The organism is Acinetobacter sp. YH01020, assembly GCF_013420275.1.
Lineage (GTDB): Bacteria > Pseudomonadota > Gammaproteobacteria > Pseudomonadales > Moraxellaceae > Acinetobacter > Acinetobacter amyesii.
Genome location: NZ_VOYN01000060.1, coordinates 1 through 17,911, shown reverse-complemented (window position 1 = coordinate 17,911; position 17,911 = coordinate 1). Strand labels below are relative to the sequence as shown.

Sequence of the window (17,911 nt, the reverse complement as noted above, 5' to 3'; positions counted from 1 at the left end):
GTACACAGCGCATTGGGTTATGTATCGCCTTTTGAGTTTGAAGCAATGTACTATGATAAGATTAACCCGTTAGGTCACGTGGCCTAACTTAAATAAAAATGTCTCCGACAAACCCGGTACGGTTCAGAATAGTCTTTTAATTTTGTTGTTTAAACATTTTGGATGGAACTTATTTGTTGTCGATGCAAATACTTATATTTTTTCTCAATTTGCTATCTTGATAGTTGGAATTTTAGTAGCAATTATTGCTGCGATGAAATTCATTAATCATGAAGTCTTAATGTCATTGATTAAAGAAGATATAATTATGACAAAAGATGAATTTGAAAAAGCTCAGAATTGATAAAGTAATTTACATGATGATTTGGTTGAGCTTGGGTAAATCTGGGTTAAATAACATGGATGTTCTTTAATAGTAACAATAGTCTCAATTGCTAGTTCAACTTCCACCACCTCCAAATTGGAGTGGATCAATGCTTTTGGAATAAGACATTTGTCCTTCATTATTATTTTTAGAACTTAATGAGATTATTCGGTGTCCCCCCTTTATGAAATAAAAGTGTTAAAGATAATTTAGACTAAGGCCTGCAACAAAAAGAGACACAAAGTGTCGCTTAAATATAAATCAATATAGACTTAACAAGACCGAATTTAGTAAAATTGGCCACAGATTAAACCTACAAAAACTAAATAGAATGCCCAATAATATTTATACTGAATTAGAGCAACTTGGACTTACCGCACAAAAACGTGCGATACACGTACAGTTGAGTAACGGCACGCTCAACGACCAAGTCTTCCTTCAGCGTATTGAAGGCACGCATGAATTAAATAAGGGTATTCATTTACAACTCATCTGCCTTTCGACCTCAGCGAATATACCTTTAAAGCAGTTCATTGGTGCACAAACAGCAATTGATATTGTCAACGACAAATCCGAACTCAATCGTATTTCTGGTATTGTGACCAAAGCCGATATTGGTGCAAGTGATGGATCGCTCACGATTTATCGCTTAACCGTAGAGGACCCAACAGCACTCTGGAAACACCGTCGAAACTCACGCGTGTTCATGAATAAATCTGTGGTTGACGTAGTGCAAACCATCTTCTCTGAGTGGCAACAAAAAAGTCCATTATTTGCTTCAAGTCTGACATTGGATAAAAGTGGACTCACTAAAGACTACGATATTCGTCCATTCATCATGCAGATGAATGAACGGGATATAGACTTTGTTCAACGGCTTCTCGCATCTGAAGGTATTAACTGGTTAATTGATGAAGCACAACTGAAAGTCTCCAGTTCAAGTGAACAAATTCAACCCCAAAAACTCCGTTTGATTGATGATAATGCCCAGTACAAAGCTTTGGATCGACGTAATATTCGCTTCCATAGAAGCTCGGCAGTAGAACAAACTGATTCGATCACCAATTTTATTGGACGGCGTAGTATTCAACCGACTGCGGTTCACATCCAACGCTGGCAAGCTGATGCACTCGAAACCGAAGAAGGCGCAGGCTCAATACAAAGCAAACACAGCCATAGTGAAAACCAAGACAATGCAAGCCTTGGCTTAGAACAGGCATGGCACTTTTCCCCTGCATGGATACAAGACCTCAAAGGTGAAGATGGTGCAACCAAATCAGGCAATAGTCAGATTGAAAAGTTTAATGAAAACCTGAGCAACTACTACGACTCACAAGCTAAACAATTTACTGCAACCTCAACCGTGCGTGATGCACAGGTAGGTTACTGGTTTGAATTCAATGAACACCCAGAAATTGATGAACATGATGGCGCGGATAAAGAATTCCTAATTACTGCTAAGTCCTTTTATAATCAGAATAATCTTCCCAAAGACTTAACCGATCAAGTCACAGCCTTGCTTAAACAAAGTAATTGGCAACAAGTTGATATTCAAACCAATAACCAAGATGAACGTCAAGCTAACAACCTCGTATTGCAACGACGTAATATTGCCACCGTTCCTGAGTATAATCCTCTCACCCAAAGACCAACAGTACATCCCATGCGTGCCAAAGTGGTGGGTTTAAGTGGAGAAGAAATTCATGTCGATGAATGGGGACGCATCAAAGTTCGATTTCTATTCACCCGAAATGAAGATAATACTCATGATGGTGGTGCAGGCTCAAACGACAATGACACCGATTCCGCTTGGGTCGATGTACTGACGCCATGGGCAGGTGAAGGCTATGGAGCAAGATTCCTACCTCGTGTGAATGAGATTGTTGTCATCGACTTCTTTGATGGCAATATTGACCGCCCTTTTGTCATCGGACGTATTCACGAAGCACAACGTAGTCCAACCAAATTCGATAGCAAAGGCAAACTACCTGATACCAAAAAACTGGCAGGTATTCGTTCTAAAGAAGTCAAAGGTGAAGGCTTTGGGCAACTACGCTTTGATGACACTACAGGACAAATCAGCACCCAACTGCAAAGCAGTCACGGTGCAACACAACTTAATTTAGGTAAGTTGAGTCATCCTAAAGACAAAGCTGAAAGCGAAGATCGTGGTGAAGGTTTTGAACTGCGTACGGATCAATGGGGTGCAGTCCGTGCAGGGCAAGGTTTACTTGTAAGTACCTATAAACAAGACCAAGCCAAAGGTGAACATCTTGATGCTGAAATTGCCAAGAAACAACTGGAAGGCAGTCAGACCAACAGCAAGGCTTTAAGTGACATTGCCAAAAACCAAAAAACCGATGAAATCGAATCAGTTGAACAACTGAAAGAATTTGCTGAACAGCTTGAACAAAAGATCGCGAAATTTAAAAAAGCGGTACTTTTACTCAGTTCACCTGATGGTATTGCATTGAGCACACCTGAAGATATTCATCTCTCTGCGGATGCACAGATCAACCAGATTGCAGGCGATAGTATCAACTTCAGTACGCAAAAGAACTGGATAGCACAAGCACAAAATAAGCTCAGCTTATTTGCTGCGCAAGGTGGGATCAAAGCTGTAGCTGCACAAAGTAAAGTTGAAATACAAGCGCAGTCGGATGCTTTGAATGTATTGGCTAAAATGGGAATTACCATTTCTTCGACAGATGACAAAGTGGTGATTAGCAGTCCGAAAGAAGTTCAGATCACAGGTGGATCTTCTCAAATCACTTTAAATGGTTCAGGGATATTTCAGAAAACAGGTGGGAAGTTTGAAGTTAAGGCTGGACAGCATGTTTTCCAAGGTGGGGCGAGTGTTAGTGCTAAATCTAGTTTACCTCCACCGCCGAAACGTGCTCAGGGTATCTTAGAATTGATTCATGACTATACACATGGCGAGTTCGTCAAAGCTGGTGAATACACAGTTACAGATACTTTAGGTAAAGTGGTTAAGGGTAAACTTGATGACAAAGGTTTTGCCCGTGTATCTGGATTGGCTGCTGGTGCAGTTAAAATTAACTTTGAAGATGATAAACGTGATCCTTGGGATGTAGCGAGTGATTTTAAACGTGAAGTTGAGTGGCCAAATAAAAATGATCCTGATTTAGCAGAAACAGCTTCAATTTTAGAAAGTGTAAGTAGAAAAGCACAATCTGCTTTAGGTGATTTTGCTAAGCAACTCAAAGATCCTAAAAGTTTGATGAAAAATATTGAATTAGCTAAAAAAATTAAATCAGATGGTGCAAAAACGCTGCTTCCGATGATCAATAGCCAAGCTCAAGGGCTAGTTTCAGAAACAATTTCAAGTTTATTGCCGATTACACAATCAAAAGGTGGTTTGATGGCAGATATGGGGGGAGGCTTTATCGCTTCACAAACTAGTGGGTCAAACCTGACGAGTATAAGTGGTATTGCTCAAAATAACTTACCTCAGTATTTAAAAAGCCCTTTTGATAAAAATTGATAGAGAATAAATAGAATGGCTCAAGCTAAAACAGAAGTCGTAAAACCACTTAATGAAGTGGCAATTGCAGATATTAATAATTCTAAGCAAAAAATTGATAAGTGGTTAAAAGATCATACCCATCAACTTGTGGGATTAGACCTTGTTAGTAATGTATTGGGTACAGTTCCAATTATTGGCAATGTCATGGCTGCAATTGATGTGGTGACTGACATTCTTCATATTTATGATAAGGGCTATCAAAAGGCGGATGTCTTTGATTGGACAACCGTGGGTATTGATTTAATTGGTGTTGCTCCTGTTCCTGGTACAACAGCTATTCGTACTTCAGCTCGACCAGCTTTATTCTTAGTCCGCCAAGAAGTTAAAAGAGTTGGCAAATCTGCACTAACTGAAGCTGTTATCACAGTCATTGGTAAACATCTTAATGATCAAGTTGCAGGAAATATTGAGAAGTTTTGTAAAACAGGATTGACACAACTTAATACAATTTTAGGGAAATGTGGGGATACCATACAAGGAGCTACCACTGAAATTAATGGTGGTATTACTCGCGTTGTAACACAAGGTAAAGTATTTACCAACGCAGGTTCTAATCTAACGCGAGCACAGCAACAGGCGGTAGGTATTGCAAAAGGTTTGCAAAGCGGAGACCTGACTCGTGCAGGAAAAAACCTTGTATATATGACAGAAAATTGGGGTAAAGCATTATTTAAATCCAATGTAAATAATAATGCAAAAGTAGTTTCAATGTTGGTTCCCCAAAATTTAAAACAACCTGTTTTAAATGTAGGTGCAACAATTGGTAAAGTTGGCGTAACCGCCAATCAAAAAATCAGAAAGCTTGGTAATAAAGCAGAACCGCAAACGATAGGCTGGTTATTTGAAGTCCTAAGAGTAGGTGCAGGACGTTTCAGAAAGAATAATAAGTCAGCCCAAGTCAAAGCAACACAGACCACACAAGCAAAGAATGATAAAAATAACGCTAAATTAGAAAAATCAAGGAATGAACATCAGGCAACAAATAATGCCAATCAATGTAAGAACTGTAATGGCAGTACTGCAAAATCTATCACCTTCGCAATGGGTACAGAATTTTTAACGCATGCCGATGCTCAGATTCATTCTTTAATTCCTGAAATGTTGATGCGTTCTTACGTTTCTAACTTATATCAATACGATGATTCAATTTTTGGCGCACGTTGGACTACACCATTTAGCAGTAAAATTGTGCCTTGTACCCAATATAATGAAAAGAACCCTAAAGAGAATACGGTTTTAAAGGGATGGGAATACATTGGTGTAGATGGACGTCCAATCAAGTTGAAAGAATTAAAGGTTGGGCAAAGTTTTTATGATGAGGTAGAGACATTTACTTACACGGTCGTCTCTAATGAAATTCGGGCAATTACTTTTGGTTCAAATGAATCACGTTATTATCAAAAATATAACAATGAATATCGACTTACATCAATAGAGCGACAAAATGGATTTAGTGTCGGATTACGCTATGACCATGTATTTGACGATCAAAGTTATTTGTCAGACATCATTTTTAAACAAGACCAAAAAGTTTTAGCACATATCGCATTACAATTAAATCAATATGGCTTGGTAGAAGCGGTATGGTTAGTCGAAGATGGACAACTTAAACGACAACTCTCCGCCTATGTTTATAATGATCAACGCGATTTGATTCAAGCAACCAATGAATTTGGCGCATCATACCAATATACTTATCAGCATCATCTTCTAACTCGTTATACCGATTTAACCCAACGTGGTATGAATCTGAAATGGGATGGGAAATTACCAAGCTCAAAAGCGATTGAAGAATGGGCAGATGATTATAGTTCAGCTCGAAAACTGGAGTGGGACGAAAATGTACGTGTCACCTCAGTAACGGATGTTGAGGGAAATGTTACTGAACATTATTACGGTATCACTGGTTATACCTACCGTATTATTTATCCTGATAATTTACAAGAATGGTTCTTTAGGGATGATGCTAAAAACATTACCTCTCATGTAGCCACAGATGGAAGTGAAACAACATACTCGTATGATGAACGCGGTAATGTTTTAACGACAACCCAAGCTGATGGCGCTACCAGTTATTTTGAATACGATGACAAAGACAACCTCATTGGTATGGTCGATGCTGAACAAGGTCGTTGGTTTAAAGAGTACGACGGTTCAGGAAATTTAATAAAAGAAATTGATCCGCTGAAACATGAAACTGCTTATGCCTATAATGGGATGGGTTTAGTGACATCAATCACCGATGCCAAAGGTGGCTCTAAAGCCCTGAAATACGATGATCAGGGCAATTTACTCAGCTATACTGACTGTTCAGGCAAAGAAACAAAATGGCAATATGATGAACGTGGGCGTGTTAAATCCGTAGAAAATGCTCTAAAACAAAAAGTTGAATATTTCTATACAGAATTTAGTATTGAGAAGCGTGAGTCAATCATCAAAGGCTTACCTTTAAATGCCTTCGGTCAGCTTGAAAAAATCAAACATGCTGATGGGACTGAAGAACATTTTGTCCATGATGCTGAAGGACGTTTATTAGTCCATATTGATCCAAAGCAACAGCAGACACGCTATGAATACGATGCAGCAGGTTTAATAACCAAACGCATCGATGCATTAAACCATACGCTAAAATATCAATGGGATCGTTTAGGACGCCTAAAACGATTGACGAATGAAAATGGTGCAAGTTACGAATTTGTTTACGATGCTGGCGGTCGTTTGATTAAGGAAATTGATTTCGATGACAAAGAAACAATTTATCATTATGATGAGTTAAATGGTCGACTCACCACAAGTATCGAGGTTGCGTCAGCTTATGGACAAGATTTAAAAGATCGGGCAGCACCGAAAGACCGAATTCAACAATTCATCTTTGACAGTATGGGACGTTTGGAACAACGTACCGCAGGCTATGGGCACTATGGCTTAGAACTAGAAGAGAAACAGACTGAAGAATTTGCTTACGATTACATGGGACGTATTCTGCATGCCAAGAATGCAGAAAGTAACCTACAATGGTTCTACGATGCTGCGGGTAATGTGATCAAAGAACACCAACAGGATTATAAGAGCAACACAACAGCGGTATGGAAACACAGCTACGATGAAATCAATGATCGAATCAAAACTATTCGACCAGATGGACAAAACATTGATTGGCTCACCTACGGTACAGGTCATGTACAAAGCCTGATTGTCAATGGACAGGATTTAGTCAGTTTTGAGCGAGATGATTTACATCGAGAAATCACAAGACACTACGCCAATGGCATCAGCCAAGAACAACAGTTTGACCTTGTAGGACGCTTACACAGCCAAATCATGCTCAATGAACATGACAATGGCTACCAAAGCCAGTACAAAGAAAAAAATAACCAACAGAACAATGCGCTGCAACAGACCAGTCAATTGATTCAACGACTGTATCAATACGATAAAACAGGTGAATTGACTGCGATCAAGGATACACGACGTGGTAACATTGCCTACAAATACGATCCTGTAGGACGTTTACTTGAAGCAAGCAGTAAACTCGGTAAAGAGACCTTTAACTTTGACCCTGCTAGTAACATCATAGATCGTTACAATGATGATAAAGCGCAAAATCATGACCAAAGCCACCAACAACAAACAGAAGAAAAAGGCTTTGGCTACAACCGTCTAGTCAATAACGTGGTGAAAGAATATCTCGACCAACAATACCAATATGATGCTTACGGACAACTCGTTCGACAAAAATCTACGCAAGGCGATTTAAACCTTGAGTGGGATGTGTATGGACGCATGATTAAAAGCCGTAACAGCCAATACACCGCAGAATATCGTTATGATGCTTTAGGGCGAAGAATACAAAAGCGTAGTAAGCACCATCATACAGGTGATGAACACAACATCATTTATGGATGGGATGGTGACACACTGGCTTATGAGTCAACGGAACAAGCCACCAAACATTACATTTACGAAAAAGACAGCTTTGTACCGATGCTACAAGTGGTCTATCAAAGCCCGATAGAATTACACCAAACGCCTGACTGGTCAGATAAACCTTATAGCGTACATCGTGATCCATTATGGAAAACTACCAAACAAAGCAAAGGCTTTGATGATGTATGGTTCTACCACTGTGACCATTTAGGCACACCACAAGAAATGACAGATCATACTGGTTCGATCATTTGGAAAGCAGAATATAGGGCTTGGGGTGAGTGTAAGGTTGAAAAAATTAAATCGAATTTCTTTGAAAATTCAGAAATTATTTCAAACAACATCCGTTTCCAAGGTCAGTATTTCGATGAAGAAACAGGATTACATTACAACCGTCATAGGTATTATTCACCTTATGTGGGAAGGTTTGTAAGTAAAGATCCAATTAGTTTATTAGGTGGAAATAATGCATATATGTATGTTAAAAATCCGACGGGGTGGATTGATAGATTAGGGCTTTGTAGCACTACATTAAATAGAAACCTAGGAGGAGTCACAGGTGATCATTTACAAGCACATCATATAATTCCTGAGGAAATTTGGGCAAAACGTAAGGACTTTCTTGATGATATCGGTATTGGTGGGAATAGGGATAAGGCTGAAAATGGAGTATTAATGCCAGATAGTGAAGCAAAGGCAAAACAAATGAAACGTAAATTGTATCATTGCGGGTCCCACCCGATATATTCTACATTAATAAATCAAAAACTGATTAGGATTGAAAATCAATTTAATGATGGAAAAATAACTGCAGCACAAGCACGAGAAAAGGTTGCAAACGTACAAACTAGTATGAGAGTTGTTTTATCAGCACCTGGAAGTAACCCAATTAGATTAAGTTAGGATTGAATAAATATGAATTATTTCGTTTTAAGTGCTACACAAAGTGAAAATTGCCCAATTTCTCTTGTTGAGGATGCAATTTTATATTCGGATAAAGAACAGGCTAATTCAAGTATAGAGCCAGGTTCTTTACCTTGGTATAGTTATAAAACTAGCGGAGATTGTGAATTACCTAAAAATGGAATTTTAGTTCTGAAAAGTAAAAAAACTAAAATGTCATTTCGAAATATTAATAAAAATATTTATGTTGTTAATGAACATTTTAAAAAAATTTTACAAAATTATATAAATGCTGACTTTTTAAATGTGAATGTAGTGAGTGAAAAATTAGAAGCAATTGATGAAAAAGGATATTTTATTTTTAGATTTAATAATTTAGTAAATTACATTGACGTAATTGATTTAAATAAATCTAAATATGAGTTTAGTGAAGGTGCTTTGATTTTAGAAAAAGTTCAAATATTAGAAAGTATAAATGAGAATATTTTTAAAATTAAAGATATTGATCCAGCACAAGATACCTTTTTCATAAGTGAAATTGTTAAAAATGGTATAGAAAAAATCGAGTTTAATGATATAAAAATTCATATTGTTTCTACAGCAAAGTGGAGAGATTCAGATGATTTTACTGTCATGTTTTTAGAAGAAAATGAAGTGAATGAATATGTGTGGCCGATCTAATGATATTGTAAACTGTAATTTTAGAAACAGATATGAATATTATTAACTTCCTTTAAAAATAATAGTACCATTGGAGGTTGTAAAAGGCTTTGTTGCATAAAGATTAGGAAGATAAAACTATCCCAAGTATTCCAAATTTAAGAGACAACTTGGGTATGAGGGCGACCTAATTCTGTGAATCTATTCAAGACGGCCACACGTGCACGAATCTCATTCACCTGACTTGGAAAACTCCTTGCTGTTAATTAATCGCCTAATAATTTGATGCAATACATCTTGGTTTCAACCAAACTTCGACGATGATATCCTGTCCATTTTTTCCATAGCGTCCTACCTATATGTTTAACAGTACGAAGTAATTCATTTCGCTCTAGCGAGCTGGTCTTTTTATCTTTCCATGGCTTCGCATTTTTTCTAAGTGGAATCACCGCATGTGCATCTAGATCTGAAATGACTTGTCGGCAGTGCTTTGTGTCATAAGCTCCATCGGTATAAACAGAGTCAATCTGCTCATCTTGTGGAATTTGATCCAGTAAGTCACCAAGTACCTGTGAATCACTTACGTTGTTTATTGTAAGCTGAATAGCACGTATTTGCAGAGTTTCAGCATCTATCCCAATATGAAGTTTTCTCCATTGGCGACGATATTCAGGCTGATGTTTCTTTCGTTTCCATTCACCTTCACCTAAAAACTTCAAACCAGTGGAGTCCACGAGTAGGTGAAGTCCATCGTTACTTTTCTGATAATTAATCGAAATATCAATATGCTTTTGTCTTCTACAAAGCGTGGTGTAATCTGGAGCTGCCCAATCTAACCCGCAAAGTTTAATCAGGCTCTGAACAAAACCTGTGACCATACGTAAAGAGAGTCTGAATAGAGATTTCATCATTAAACAGCATTGAATAGCGGTGTCAGAGTAAGTTTGATTTCGACCATGTTTGCCTTGTGGTTGTACATACCATTGTGTTTTTGGATCGAACCAAATGGCAATATTCCCACGATTAATGAGAGCTCGGTTATATGCGGGCCAATTGGTTGTGCGATAGATTTTGTGTGTAGGCTTCTTCATTTGGAAATTATATTGCCGAAGAAGCCCTTAAGAACAGCTTTGTGCAATAAAGCCCAATCGAATTAGACGGCATTCTGCAAATGGCTGGTTAAGCCCTGAAGCTTTTGAACAGAATTATTTTAAGAATTTAGAGGGATCGATTGTCCATGATACTGTCTAGGATCAGAATAAATTTAAATCCCCAATACAACTTGATATGGTTTAAATCCATCAAGCACAGCCTCAGAAACTAATTGGATAAATGCTTCAGTTTTTCCATAAGCCATCCATTGATCTAAAGCTTCATAGTAAGCCAAACGATTTTCTACTGTAATCACACAAGGCGGATATCCAGCTTTAAGTAATTCGAGATTCATCAATAAGCGTGATGTACGACCATTCCCATCAATAAATGGATGAATGCCTACAAAGTCTGCATGTACTTTAGCTGCACGTTCAATAGGATGTAGCTTATGTGCCTCAGTATTGTACCAATCGACAAGCTGAGCCATTTTATCATTCAACAGTGTATAGTCGGGTGGGTTAGTCGTAGCACCTGAAATCAACACGTTTTGTTGGCGATAACGTCCTGCATTGTCATCATCGATATTTTTTAGAATGAGTTGATGGATATTACGAATCTGCCATTCAGAAAAAGGTTCTTCTTTACGAATAATATCTTCAACATAATAGATCGCATTTCTATGGTTAATTGCCTCGAAATGTTCTCGTAATGCTTTTCCACCAACGGTAATGCCTTCCAAAACCACTTTTGTTTCTAGCAATGTCAGTGTATTGCCTTCAATTGCATTTGAATGATATGTCCAGCGAACAATAAGATCTTCTTGTAGATTTTTTACAATTGCAGGAGAAAGAGGACGATGCTGATCTAATTTTGTTTTTAAGGCATCTATATTGTCAAACATAACTTTCACCCTGAAGTTGTACTCTTGAATGATACATGAAAAAAACAAATATAAAAAAGGAATGTTATAACATATCTTTTAATGTTAAATGCATACGTGTTAAAATCAGTAACCATTTCAAATCCTGTTCATGAATTTGAACAAAATAAATTTTGTGATTCAATGCGCTAAATCTAATTTGGGTAAAAAATGGGTACAGGTAAAACGCTATTGACTTTATGGTTCACTAAATCAATAGCTTAGGAGTTGAGTTCAATTGACGCCATCTCCACCAAAATTCTAAAAAGTCGAACCTTCGGGTTCGGCTTTTTTTATGATTAATTAAAAACATTTTTTGGTACAACAATGACTCAAGTCCAGCTTCAAGAACTGCAAAAACAACTCTGGAATATTGCCAATACTTTGCGCGGTAAAATGGGGGCAGATGAATTCCGTGATTACATTTTGGGCTTGATCTTCTACAAATACTTGTCTGAAAAAATTCAAAATAATGCCAACGAAATTTTATCACCTGATCAAATTAAATTTGCAGAATTAGTCGAAGAGACTGAAATTAATCAAACATATTTGGGTGCTGTGCGTGAAGAATGTCTTGCCAGTATGGGCTATTTCTTAGCGCCACAAGAATTGTTCCATAGTATGGCAACATTGGCTCGAGCAAAAAAATACATTTTGGATGATGTAATTAAAACCCTTAAGGCAATTGAGCAAAGTACGCTGCGTACAGATGCGGCAGATGATTTTTCGCATTTGTTTGAAGACATGGATTTAAGTTCGACTAAGTTGGGAAATACGCCTGATGACCGCAATGAGCTGATTAGCCGTGTAATCGTACATTTAGACGATATTAATTTTGATCTGTCGAATACTGAGTCTGATATTTTAGGCGATGCTTATGAATTTCTCATTGGTGAATTTGCTTCAGGTGCTGGTAAAAAAGCAGGTGAGTTTTATACACCGCAAATGGTTTCTACTTTGCTTGCAAAACTTGTCACCTTAGGTAAAGAACGTCTACGCAGTGTATATGACCCGACTTGTGGTTCAGGATCTTTATTGCTACGTGTAAAGCGTGAAGTCGGCGATGTGGATGCGATTTACGGTCAAGAAATGAATCGTACGACCTATAACTTGGCACGTATGAACATGATTTTGCATGATGTGCATTACTCAAAGTTTGAAATTAAGCAGGAAGATACTTTAAAACGTCCACAGCATATGGAATTGAAATTTGATGCGATTGTAGCGAATCCACCATTTTCGGCAAAGTGGTCTGCGAGTGAGTCATACTTAAGCGATCCGCGTTTCCGTGATTTTGGTAAGTTAGCCCCAAGTTCTAAGGCCGATATGGCGTTTTTACAGCACATGCTTTATCAGTTAGATGAAAATGGGACTTTGGCGATTGTACTGCCGCATGGGGTTTTGTTCCGTGGTTCGAGTGAAGGGCATATTCGTAAGCATCTAATTGAAAAGTTAAATGTGATTGATACGATTATTGGTTTGCCTGCCAATATTTTCTATGGCACGACTATTCCGACTTGTGTGTTGGTGTTGAAGAAAAACCGTGAGCATAGCGACAATATTTTATTTATTGATGCGAGCAACGAGTTCGATAAGCAAAAGAATCAAAACAAGCTCTTGCCTGAGCATTTAGATAATATTGTTGGTGCATTTGAAAATCGTCAGAATATTGAAAAATATGCACATGTCGCGAGTCTGCAAGACGTTGCTGACAATGATTACAATTTAAATATTCCTCGTTATGTGGATACTTTTGAAGCGGAAGCTGAAATTGATTTAGATGCAATAGCGAAACAGCTTCAAGCCTTAGAAGTGGAAAGTCAAAAGACTGATGTGGTGATTGCAGGTTTTTGTAAAGAGTTAGGGATTGATTCTCCGTTTGCGGAGGTGAAGTAATGGCTTCGCCTAAGTTACGATTTAAAGAGTTTGATAGGGATTGGGAAAGATCAAAACTTGGCAATAAAGCTAAGTTTTTTCAAGGTGAACAAGTATCTTTAGATGATCAATATATAGCATGTGAAGAAGGACTGATAAAATTCTTAAGAATTGAAAACTTCACTCAGAATTCGAAAGATTTTAGATTCATTAAATATGATGGCTCACCTGAGAAAATTCTATGTAAAGAAGATATAGCCATTGTTAGATATGGTGCAACAGCAGGATTTATCGGTTCAGATGAAGAAGGTGTTATTGCAAATAACCTTTTTAAAGTGGTTGCTGATAGTAAAATAATAAATCAGAAATATTTGAAGCTGATTTTGAAATCAGACAAGACGTTTAACTATTTTCAGAGCGAAATGTCTGGTGGAGCAATGCCAGCCTTAAACTTTAAAATTGTGGGTAATTTAGATATAGCGTTTCCTTGCTTAGAAGAACAAGCCAAAATCGCTTCTTTTCTTTCCGCTGTGGATGAAAAAATTAACCTACTGACCCAAAAACATGAACTGCTGAGCCAATATAAACAGGGCATAATGCAAAAGCTGTTTAGTCAGCAGATTCGTTTTAAAGCGGATGATGGGAGCGAGTTTGGGAAGTGGGAAAAGAAAAAACTTGGTGATATTGCTTTAAAAGTAGGGAGTGGAAGTACACCCCGAGGTGGAAATGAAGCGTATACAGCAGAAGGGATTATTTTTATTAGAAGTCAGAATGTGAATAATGATCAGCTTTTATTAAATGATATTGTATATATTTCTGAAAATACACATAAAAAAATGTCAGGAAGTAAAGTTGTTGCTAATGATATTTTGCTTAATATTACAGGTTCTTCTATTGGTCGTAGTTGTGTAGTTCCACACACGTTTACTGAGGCTAATGTTAATCAACATGTTTGTATTATTAGAGTACCTAATGATAATCCAAGATTCATCCAATCTTTTTTATCGTCAAAGGCAGGACAAGATTTAATTCATTCACATCAGGCTGGTAGCGGTAGAGAAGGTTTAAACTTTCAATCGATACGAGCTTTTGTTTTTCAACGGCCTTGCCTAGAAGAACAAACCAAAATCGCTAATTTCCTATCAGCCATTGATCAAAAAATTGCAGGTGTAGCGCAGCAAATTGAACAAGCTAAACAATGGAAAAAAGGCTTGTTACAGCAGATGTTTGTGTGAGTGTTTATAGGGTTTCATAAAATTCCTGCATTTATTCAAATGTGGGAATTTTTTTATTTAAGAAAGTACTGAAGGATTCCTAAAAGAAAAAACAGTGATCTGTATCATCAGTTTAGATGTTTATTTGATGAATTTAAAAGATTGAAAAATATAATAAATCTATTAGAATCAATAGATATGCATACCAATAGTTAAAAACTGAGCAGTATTATAAATGTCGACCCAAAAAGAACTTGAACTCGAAAACCAATTTATAGCGCACTTAACAACTTTAGGGTACGAACGTGTTCAGTACAGAAACGAAACAGCCTTACTCCTAAATCTAAAAAAACAGATAGAAAAATTTAACTCACTGACTGCACCACTCACACATGAGCAATGGGAACAAGTGTGGAATTACCTGAGCAGTGAACATACGATTTTTGGCAAAGCCAAGCTTTTACGTGGTTCATATCAACTCAAATATGATGATGGTACGACCCAAACACTGCGCTTTTTAAGTGATGATGCAGCAAAAAATATTTTTCAAGTGACCAACCAAGTGACGGTCCAATACGGGGAGAGTGGCACAGAAACCAGCCGTTTTGATGTCACGCTATTGATCAACGGTTTTCCATTAGTACAAGTTGAACTCAAACGCAGTGGCGTAGAAATCGCACAGGCGTTTCACCAAGTGCATAACTACAGTAAAGACGCCTATACATCTGGACAAGGTCTGTTTGGATACATCCAGCTCTTTGTCATTAGTAACAGCGTAAATTGCTTATATTATTCACATGGCACTCCATTGTTTGATTTTACATTTCCGTGGGCAGATGAAAACAACAAAGCAATTAATGATTTGAGTAAATTTACCGAAGTATTTTTAAACGCAGCACATATTACGAAAATGATCAGTAAATACATCGTTCAGCATCAAACCAATGAATGCTTAATGGTGCTGCGACCTTATCAAGTCTATGCAGTTGAAAACATGATTCAGCATGTGAAAACCTCAACCGATCATGCCTATATTTGGCATACAACGGGTTCGGGGAAAACACTCACGGCATTTAAAGCCAGTGAAATCATGCGTCAGTTGCCAGAAATAGAAAAAGTAATTTTTGTTGTGGACCGAAAAGACCTAGATAATCAAACCACTAAAGAGTTTAATGCCTTTGTTCCCGACTGCGTAGACCAAACGACCAACACCAAAACATTGGTCGAACAGCTCATCGGTAAACGGCTGAACTCACGAAAAAATGAAAGCAATTTACTTACAGATAAATTGGTCGTGACGACCATTCAAAAGCTGAATAACGCAATTACACTCCCTAAATTCAGAGAATTGATCGCTGATTTGGCAGATAAAAAAGTCGTATTTATTTTTGATGAATGCCACCGCAGTCAATTTGGTGATACTCACCAAAATATCAAACGCTTCTTTAAACAGGCGCAAATGTTCGGTTTTACAGGCACGCCTATTTTTCCTGTGAACTGTCAAAGCATTGGTGGCGTGAAATACACCACAGAATATCTATTCCCTAAACGACTGCATAAATATGTGATTGTCGATGCGATAGCAGATAAAAATGTTTTACCATTTCAAATTGATTACGTAGGACAATTTACCGCTCATCAGGTGAATGCAGGTGATGAAAAAATACAAGGCATCGATACTAAAGAACTGTATGACAACCCTGAGCGCTTAGAAAAAATTGTACGTTATATTTTAAAAAATCATGACAAAAAAACTGCAAAACGCGAATTTTGTTCAATGTTTTGTGTCAGCTCAGTAGATGTCCTGCTTCAATATTATGCAATATTTGCCAAAGTCCAAGCAGAGTTGGTTGCAGAAGCGGACAAGAAGGAAGAAATTTATACCCCTTTAGTGATTGGTACGATTTTTTCTTTTGGAGCGCAGGACACGACAAACGACGCCAATGACTCCACAACAGGTACGATTTCTGAAGAAGAACTTGAACAGCCGAGTCAAGTTGATATGGGGCGTAAAGCGCAACTTGAACGGATCATTGCAGAATTTAATACGCGCCATCTGACTAGCTATAACTGTGACGAAGGATTTTATGAATATTATAAAAATCTAGGTGATCGCGTTAAGTACTTCAAAGTCCCTAAACCACCTAAAGAAGTTGGGGAGTTGAAAGGTCCGCCAATTGATTTGCTGTTGGTGGTGAATATGTTCCTGACAGGTTTTGACTCATTGCCACTTAATACGATTTATGTCGACAAGAACTTAAAATATCACGGTTTAATTCAGGCTTTTTCGCGTACAAACCGTATTTATAAGCCAACAAAAGCTTTTGGCAATGTCGTGTGTTTTAGAAATTTAAAGCAGGCAACAGATAAAGCTCTTTCTACTTTTGCAGACGACCAAAATTTTGAGCAAGTGATTGTGCCACCGTTGGATCAACAATTAGCAGAATTTAATAAGTGTGTTAGTGAATTAAGAAAAATAACACCTGAGTGTCAGTCAGTAGATGATCTAAAACTCGAAAGTCAGCAGTTGCAGTTTATTCAAGCTTTTCGTGATGTGATTCGTCTACATTCACAACTGAAAATGTATACAGACTTTGATGTTGATAACGCAGTTATAGTGCCGCAAGAACTTGAAGACTATAAATCTAAATATAAAGATTTATATGACAGAATAAATAAAGGTACAGCAGTTGAAAAAGATTCAGTGCTACGTGACGTGAATTTTGCTTTAGATTTTATTATTAGTGATTATGTAAATCAGGATTATATTTATACATTATTAAATATGATTGCTGCTGCGCCACCATCCTCGATTCAAAGGGCTAAACAGCAGCAACAACTCCAATCTTTAATCAGTAATGACCGAAAAATGTATAAAAAAATGGATTTGATTCAGAAGTTTATTGATGAACAAATGCCACGAATGCTGAATGGTCAAAGTGTTCAAGATGCATTTAAGCAGTTTTGGGATGCAGAAAAACAGCAAGCCTACGATGTTTTTTGTAAAGATGAAAATCTTGTGATGGATGAGTTTAAAAAAGTGGTTAAACGATTTGATTTTACTGAACGTTTTCCGCACGCACATGAAATTCGTCCATTGCCAAAAAACAAGCCTTCAGCACTGGTGAGTAAAGTCTATTTTGAGGGATTGCATCAGAAAACCAATGCGATTTTAGAAAAATATGATTTACGGATTTAAACGTTAAGCTAAGTTATGAAAAATATTTGCTTAAAAGGAGGATTCTTTTTTTATGGAATTTAAGAACCTTATCCTGTTTATTCAATAGACTTCCTTCATAAATCATTTTTCAATCAATTTAATTGTTTATCTTTCACCCAATCTAAATTGTATATGCCAGCAAGTAAATTAAACCGCAGGTTTAATCGTTTACGACGATTTCTATATA

At 37.3% G+C, this 17,911-nt stretch carries 6 protein-coding genes and 3 pseudogenes; 7 read left to right on the top strand and 2 right to left on the bottom strand.

The features are described 5' to 3' along the window. The first annotated feature begins 695 nt into the window (after positions 1 to 695). Genes FTT85_RS16130 through FTT85_RS16120 form a run of 3 tightly spaced genes read left to right on the top strand, consistent with a single transcriptional unit; the run spans position 696 to position 9,422 of the window. Positions 696 to 3,869 carry a type VI secretion system Vgr family protein gene (locus FTT85_RS16130; protein ID WP_180183973.1) on the top strand — a complete coding sequence of 1,058 codons (3,174 nt, stop codon included), beginning with the start codon at positions 696 to 698 and terminating at the stop codon, positions 3,867 to 3,869. 15 nt (positions 3,870 to 3,884) lie between these two features. Further along, on the top strand, positions 3,885 to 8,741 hold the full coding sequence (locus tag FTT85_RS16125; RefSeq protein WP_180183972.1) for an RHS repeat-associated core domain-containing protein: 4,857 nt from the start codon (positions 3,885 to 3,887) through the stop codon (positions 8,739 to 8,741). Between the two features lie 12 nt (positions 8,742 to 8,753). After that, a complete protein-coding gene (locus FTT85_RS16120; protein ID WP_180183971.1) occupies positions 8,754 to 9,422 on the top strand; it encodes an Imm43 family immunity protein in 669 nt (222 codons plus the stop codon). A gap of 137 nt (positions 9,423 to 9,559) precedes the next feature. Here FTT85_RS16120 and FTT85_RS16115 read toward each other — a convergent pair. Together FTT85_RS16115 and FTT85_RS16110 are read right to left on the bottom strand one after the other, a co-directional pair. After that, positions 9,560 to 10,492, bottom strand: a pseudogene (locus FTT85_RS16115) (IS5 family transposase). A 173-nt stretch (positions 10,493 to 10,665) separates the two neighbouring features. Then, positions 10,666 to 11,397 carry a Fic family protein gene (locus FTT85_RS16110; protein WP_120403233.1) on the bottom strand — a complete coding sequence of 244 codons (732 nt, stop codon included), beginning with the start codon at positions 11,395 to 11,397 and terminating at the stop codon, positions 10,666 to 10,668. Between the two features lie 345 nt (positions 11,398 to 11,742). On the opposite strand from FTT85_RS16110, the gene FTT85_RS16105 reads away from it, so the two are divergent. From FTT85_RS16105 to FTT85_RS16095, 4 genes and pseudogenes are all read left to right on the top strand, one after another. Further along, complete coding sequence (locus tag FTT85_RS16105) at positions 11,743 to 13,311, top strand: type I restriction-modification system subunit M (protein WP_180183969.1); 1,569 nt, start codon at positions 11,743 to 11,745, stop codon at positions 13,309 to 13,311. Continuing rightward, positions 13,311 to 13,802 (top strand): annotated as a pseudogene (locus FTT85_RS18965) (restriction endonuclease subunit S); the annotation flags it as partial. The gene FTT85_RS16105 and the pseudogene FTT85_RS18965, both read left to right, overlap by 1 nt. Further along, positions 13,782 to 14,525, top strand: a pseudogene (locus FTT85_RS18960) (restriction endonuclease subunit S); the annotation flags it as partial. The pseudogenes FTT85_RS18965 and FTT85_RS18960, both read left to right, overlap by 21 nt. Positions 14,526 to 14,739: 214 nt before the next feature. Next, positions 14,740 to 17,703, top strand: coding sequence for a type I restriction endonuclease subunit R (locus FTT85_RS16095; RefSeq protein ID WP_180183967.1), 2,964 nt, complete (start codon positions 14,740 to 14,742; stop codon positions 17,701 to 17,703). Positions 17,704 to 17,911: the final 208 nt, after the last annotated feature.

Coding starts and splice junctions, on each gene's coding strand:
- FTT85_RS16130 (WP_180183973.1), top strand. CDS start 696: ATGCCCAATAATATTTATACTGAATTAGAGCAACTTGGACTTACCGCA.
- FTT85_RS16110 (WP_120403233.1), bottom strand. CDS start 11,397: ATGTTTGACAATATAGATGCCTTAAAAACAAAATTAGATCAGCATCGT.
- FTT85_RS16105 (WP_180183969.1), top strand. CDS start 11,743: ATGACTCAAGTCCAGCTTCAAGAACTGCAAAAACAACTCTGGAATATT.
- FTT85_RS16125 (WP_180183972.1), top strand. CDS start 3,885: ATGGCTCAAGCTAAAACAGAAGTCGTAAAACCACTTAATGAAGTGGCA.
- FTT85_RS16095 (WP_180183967.1), top strand. CDS start 14,740: ATGTCGACCCAAAAAGAACTTGAACTCGAAAACCAATTTATAGCGCAC.
- FTT85_RS16120 (WP_180183971.1), top strand. CDS start 8,754: ATGAATTATTTCGTTTTAAGTGCTACACAAAGTGAAAATTGCCCAATT.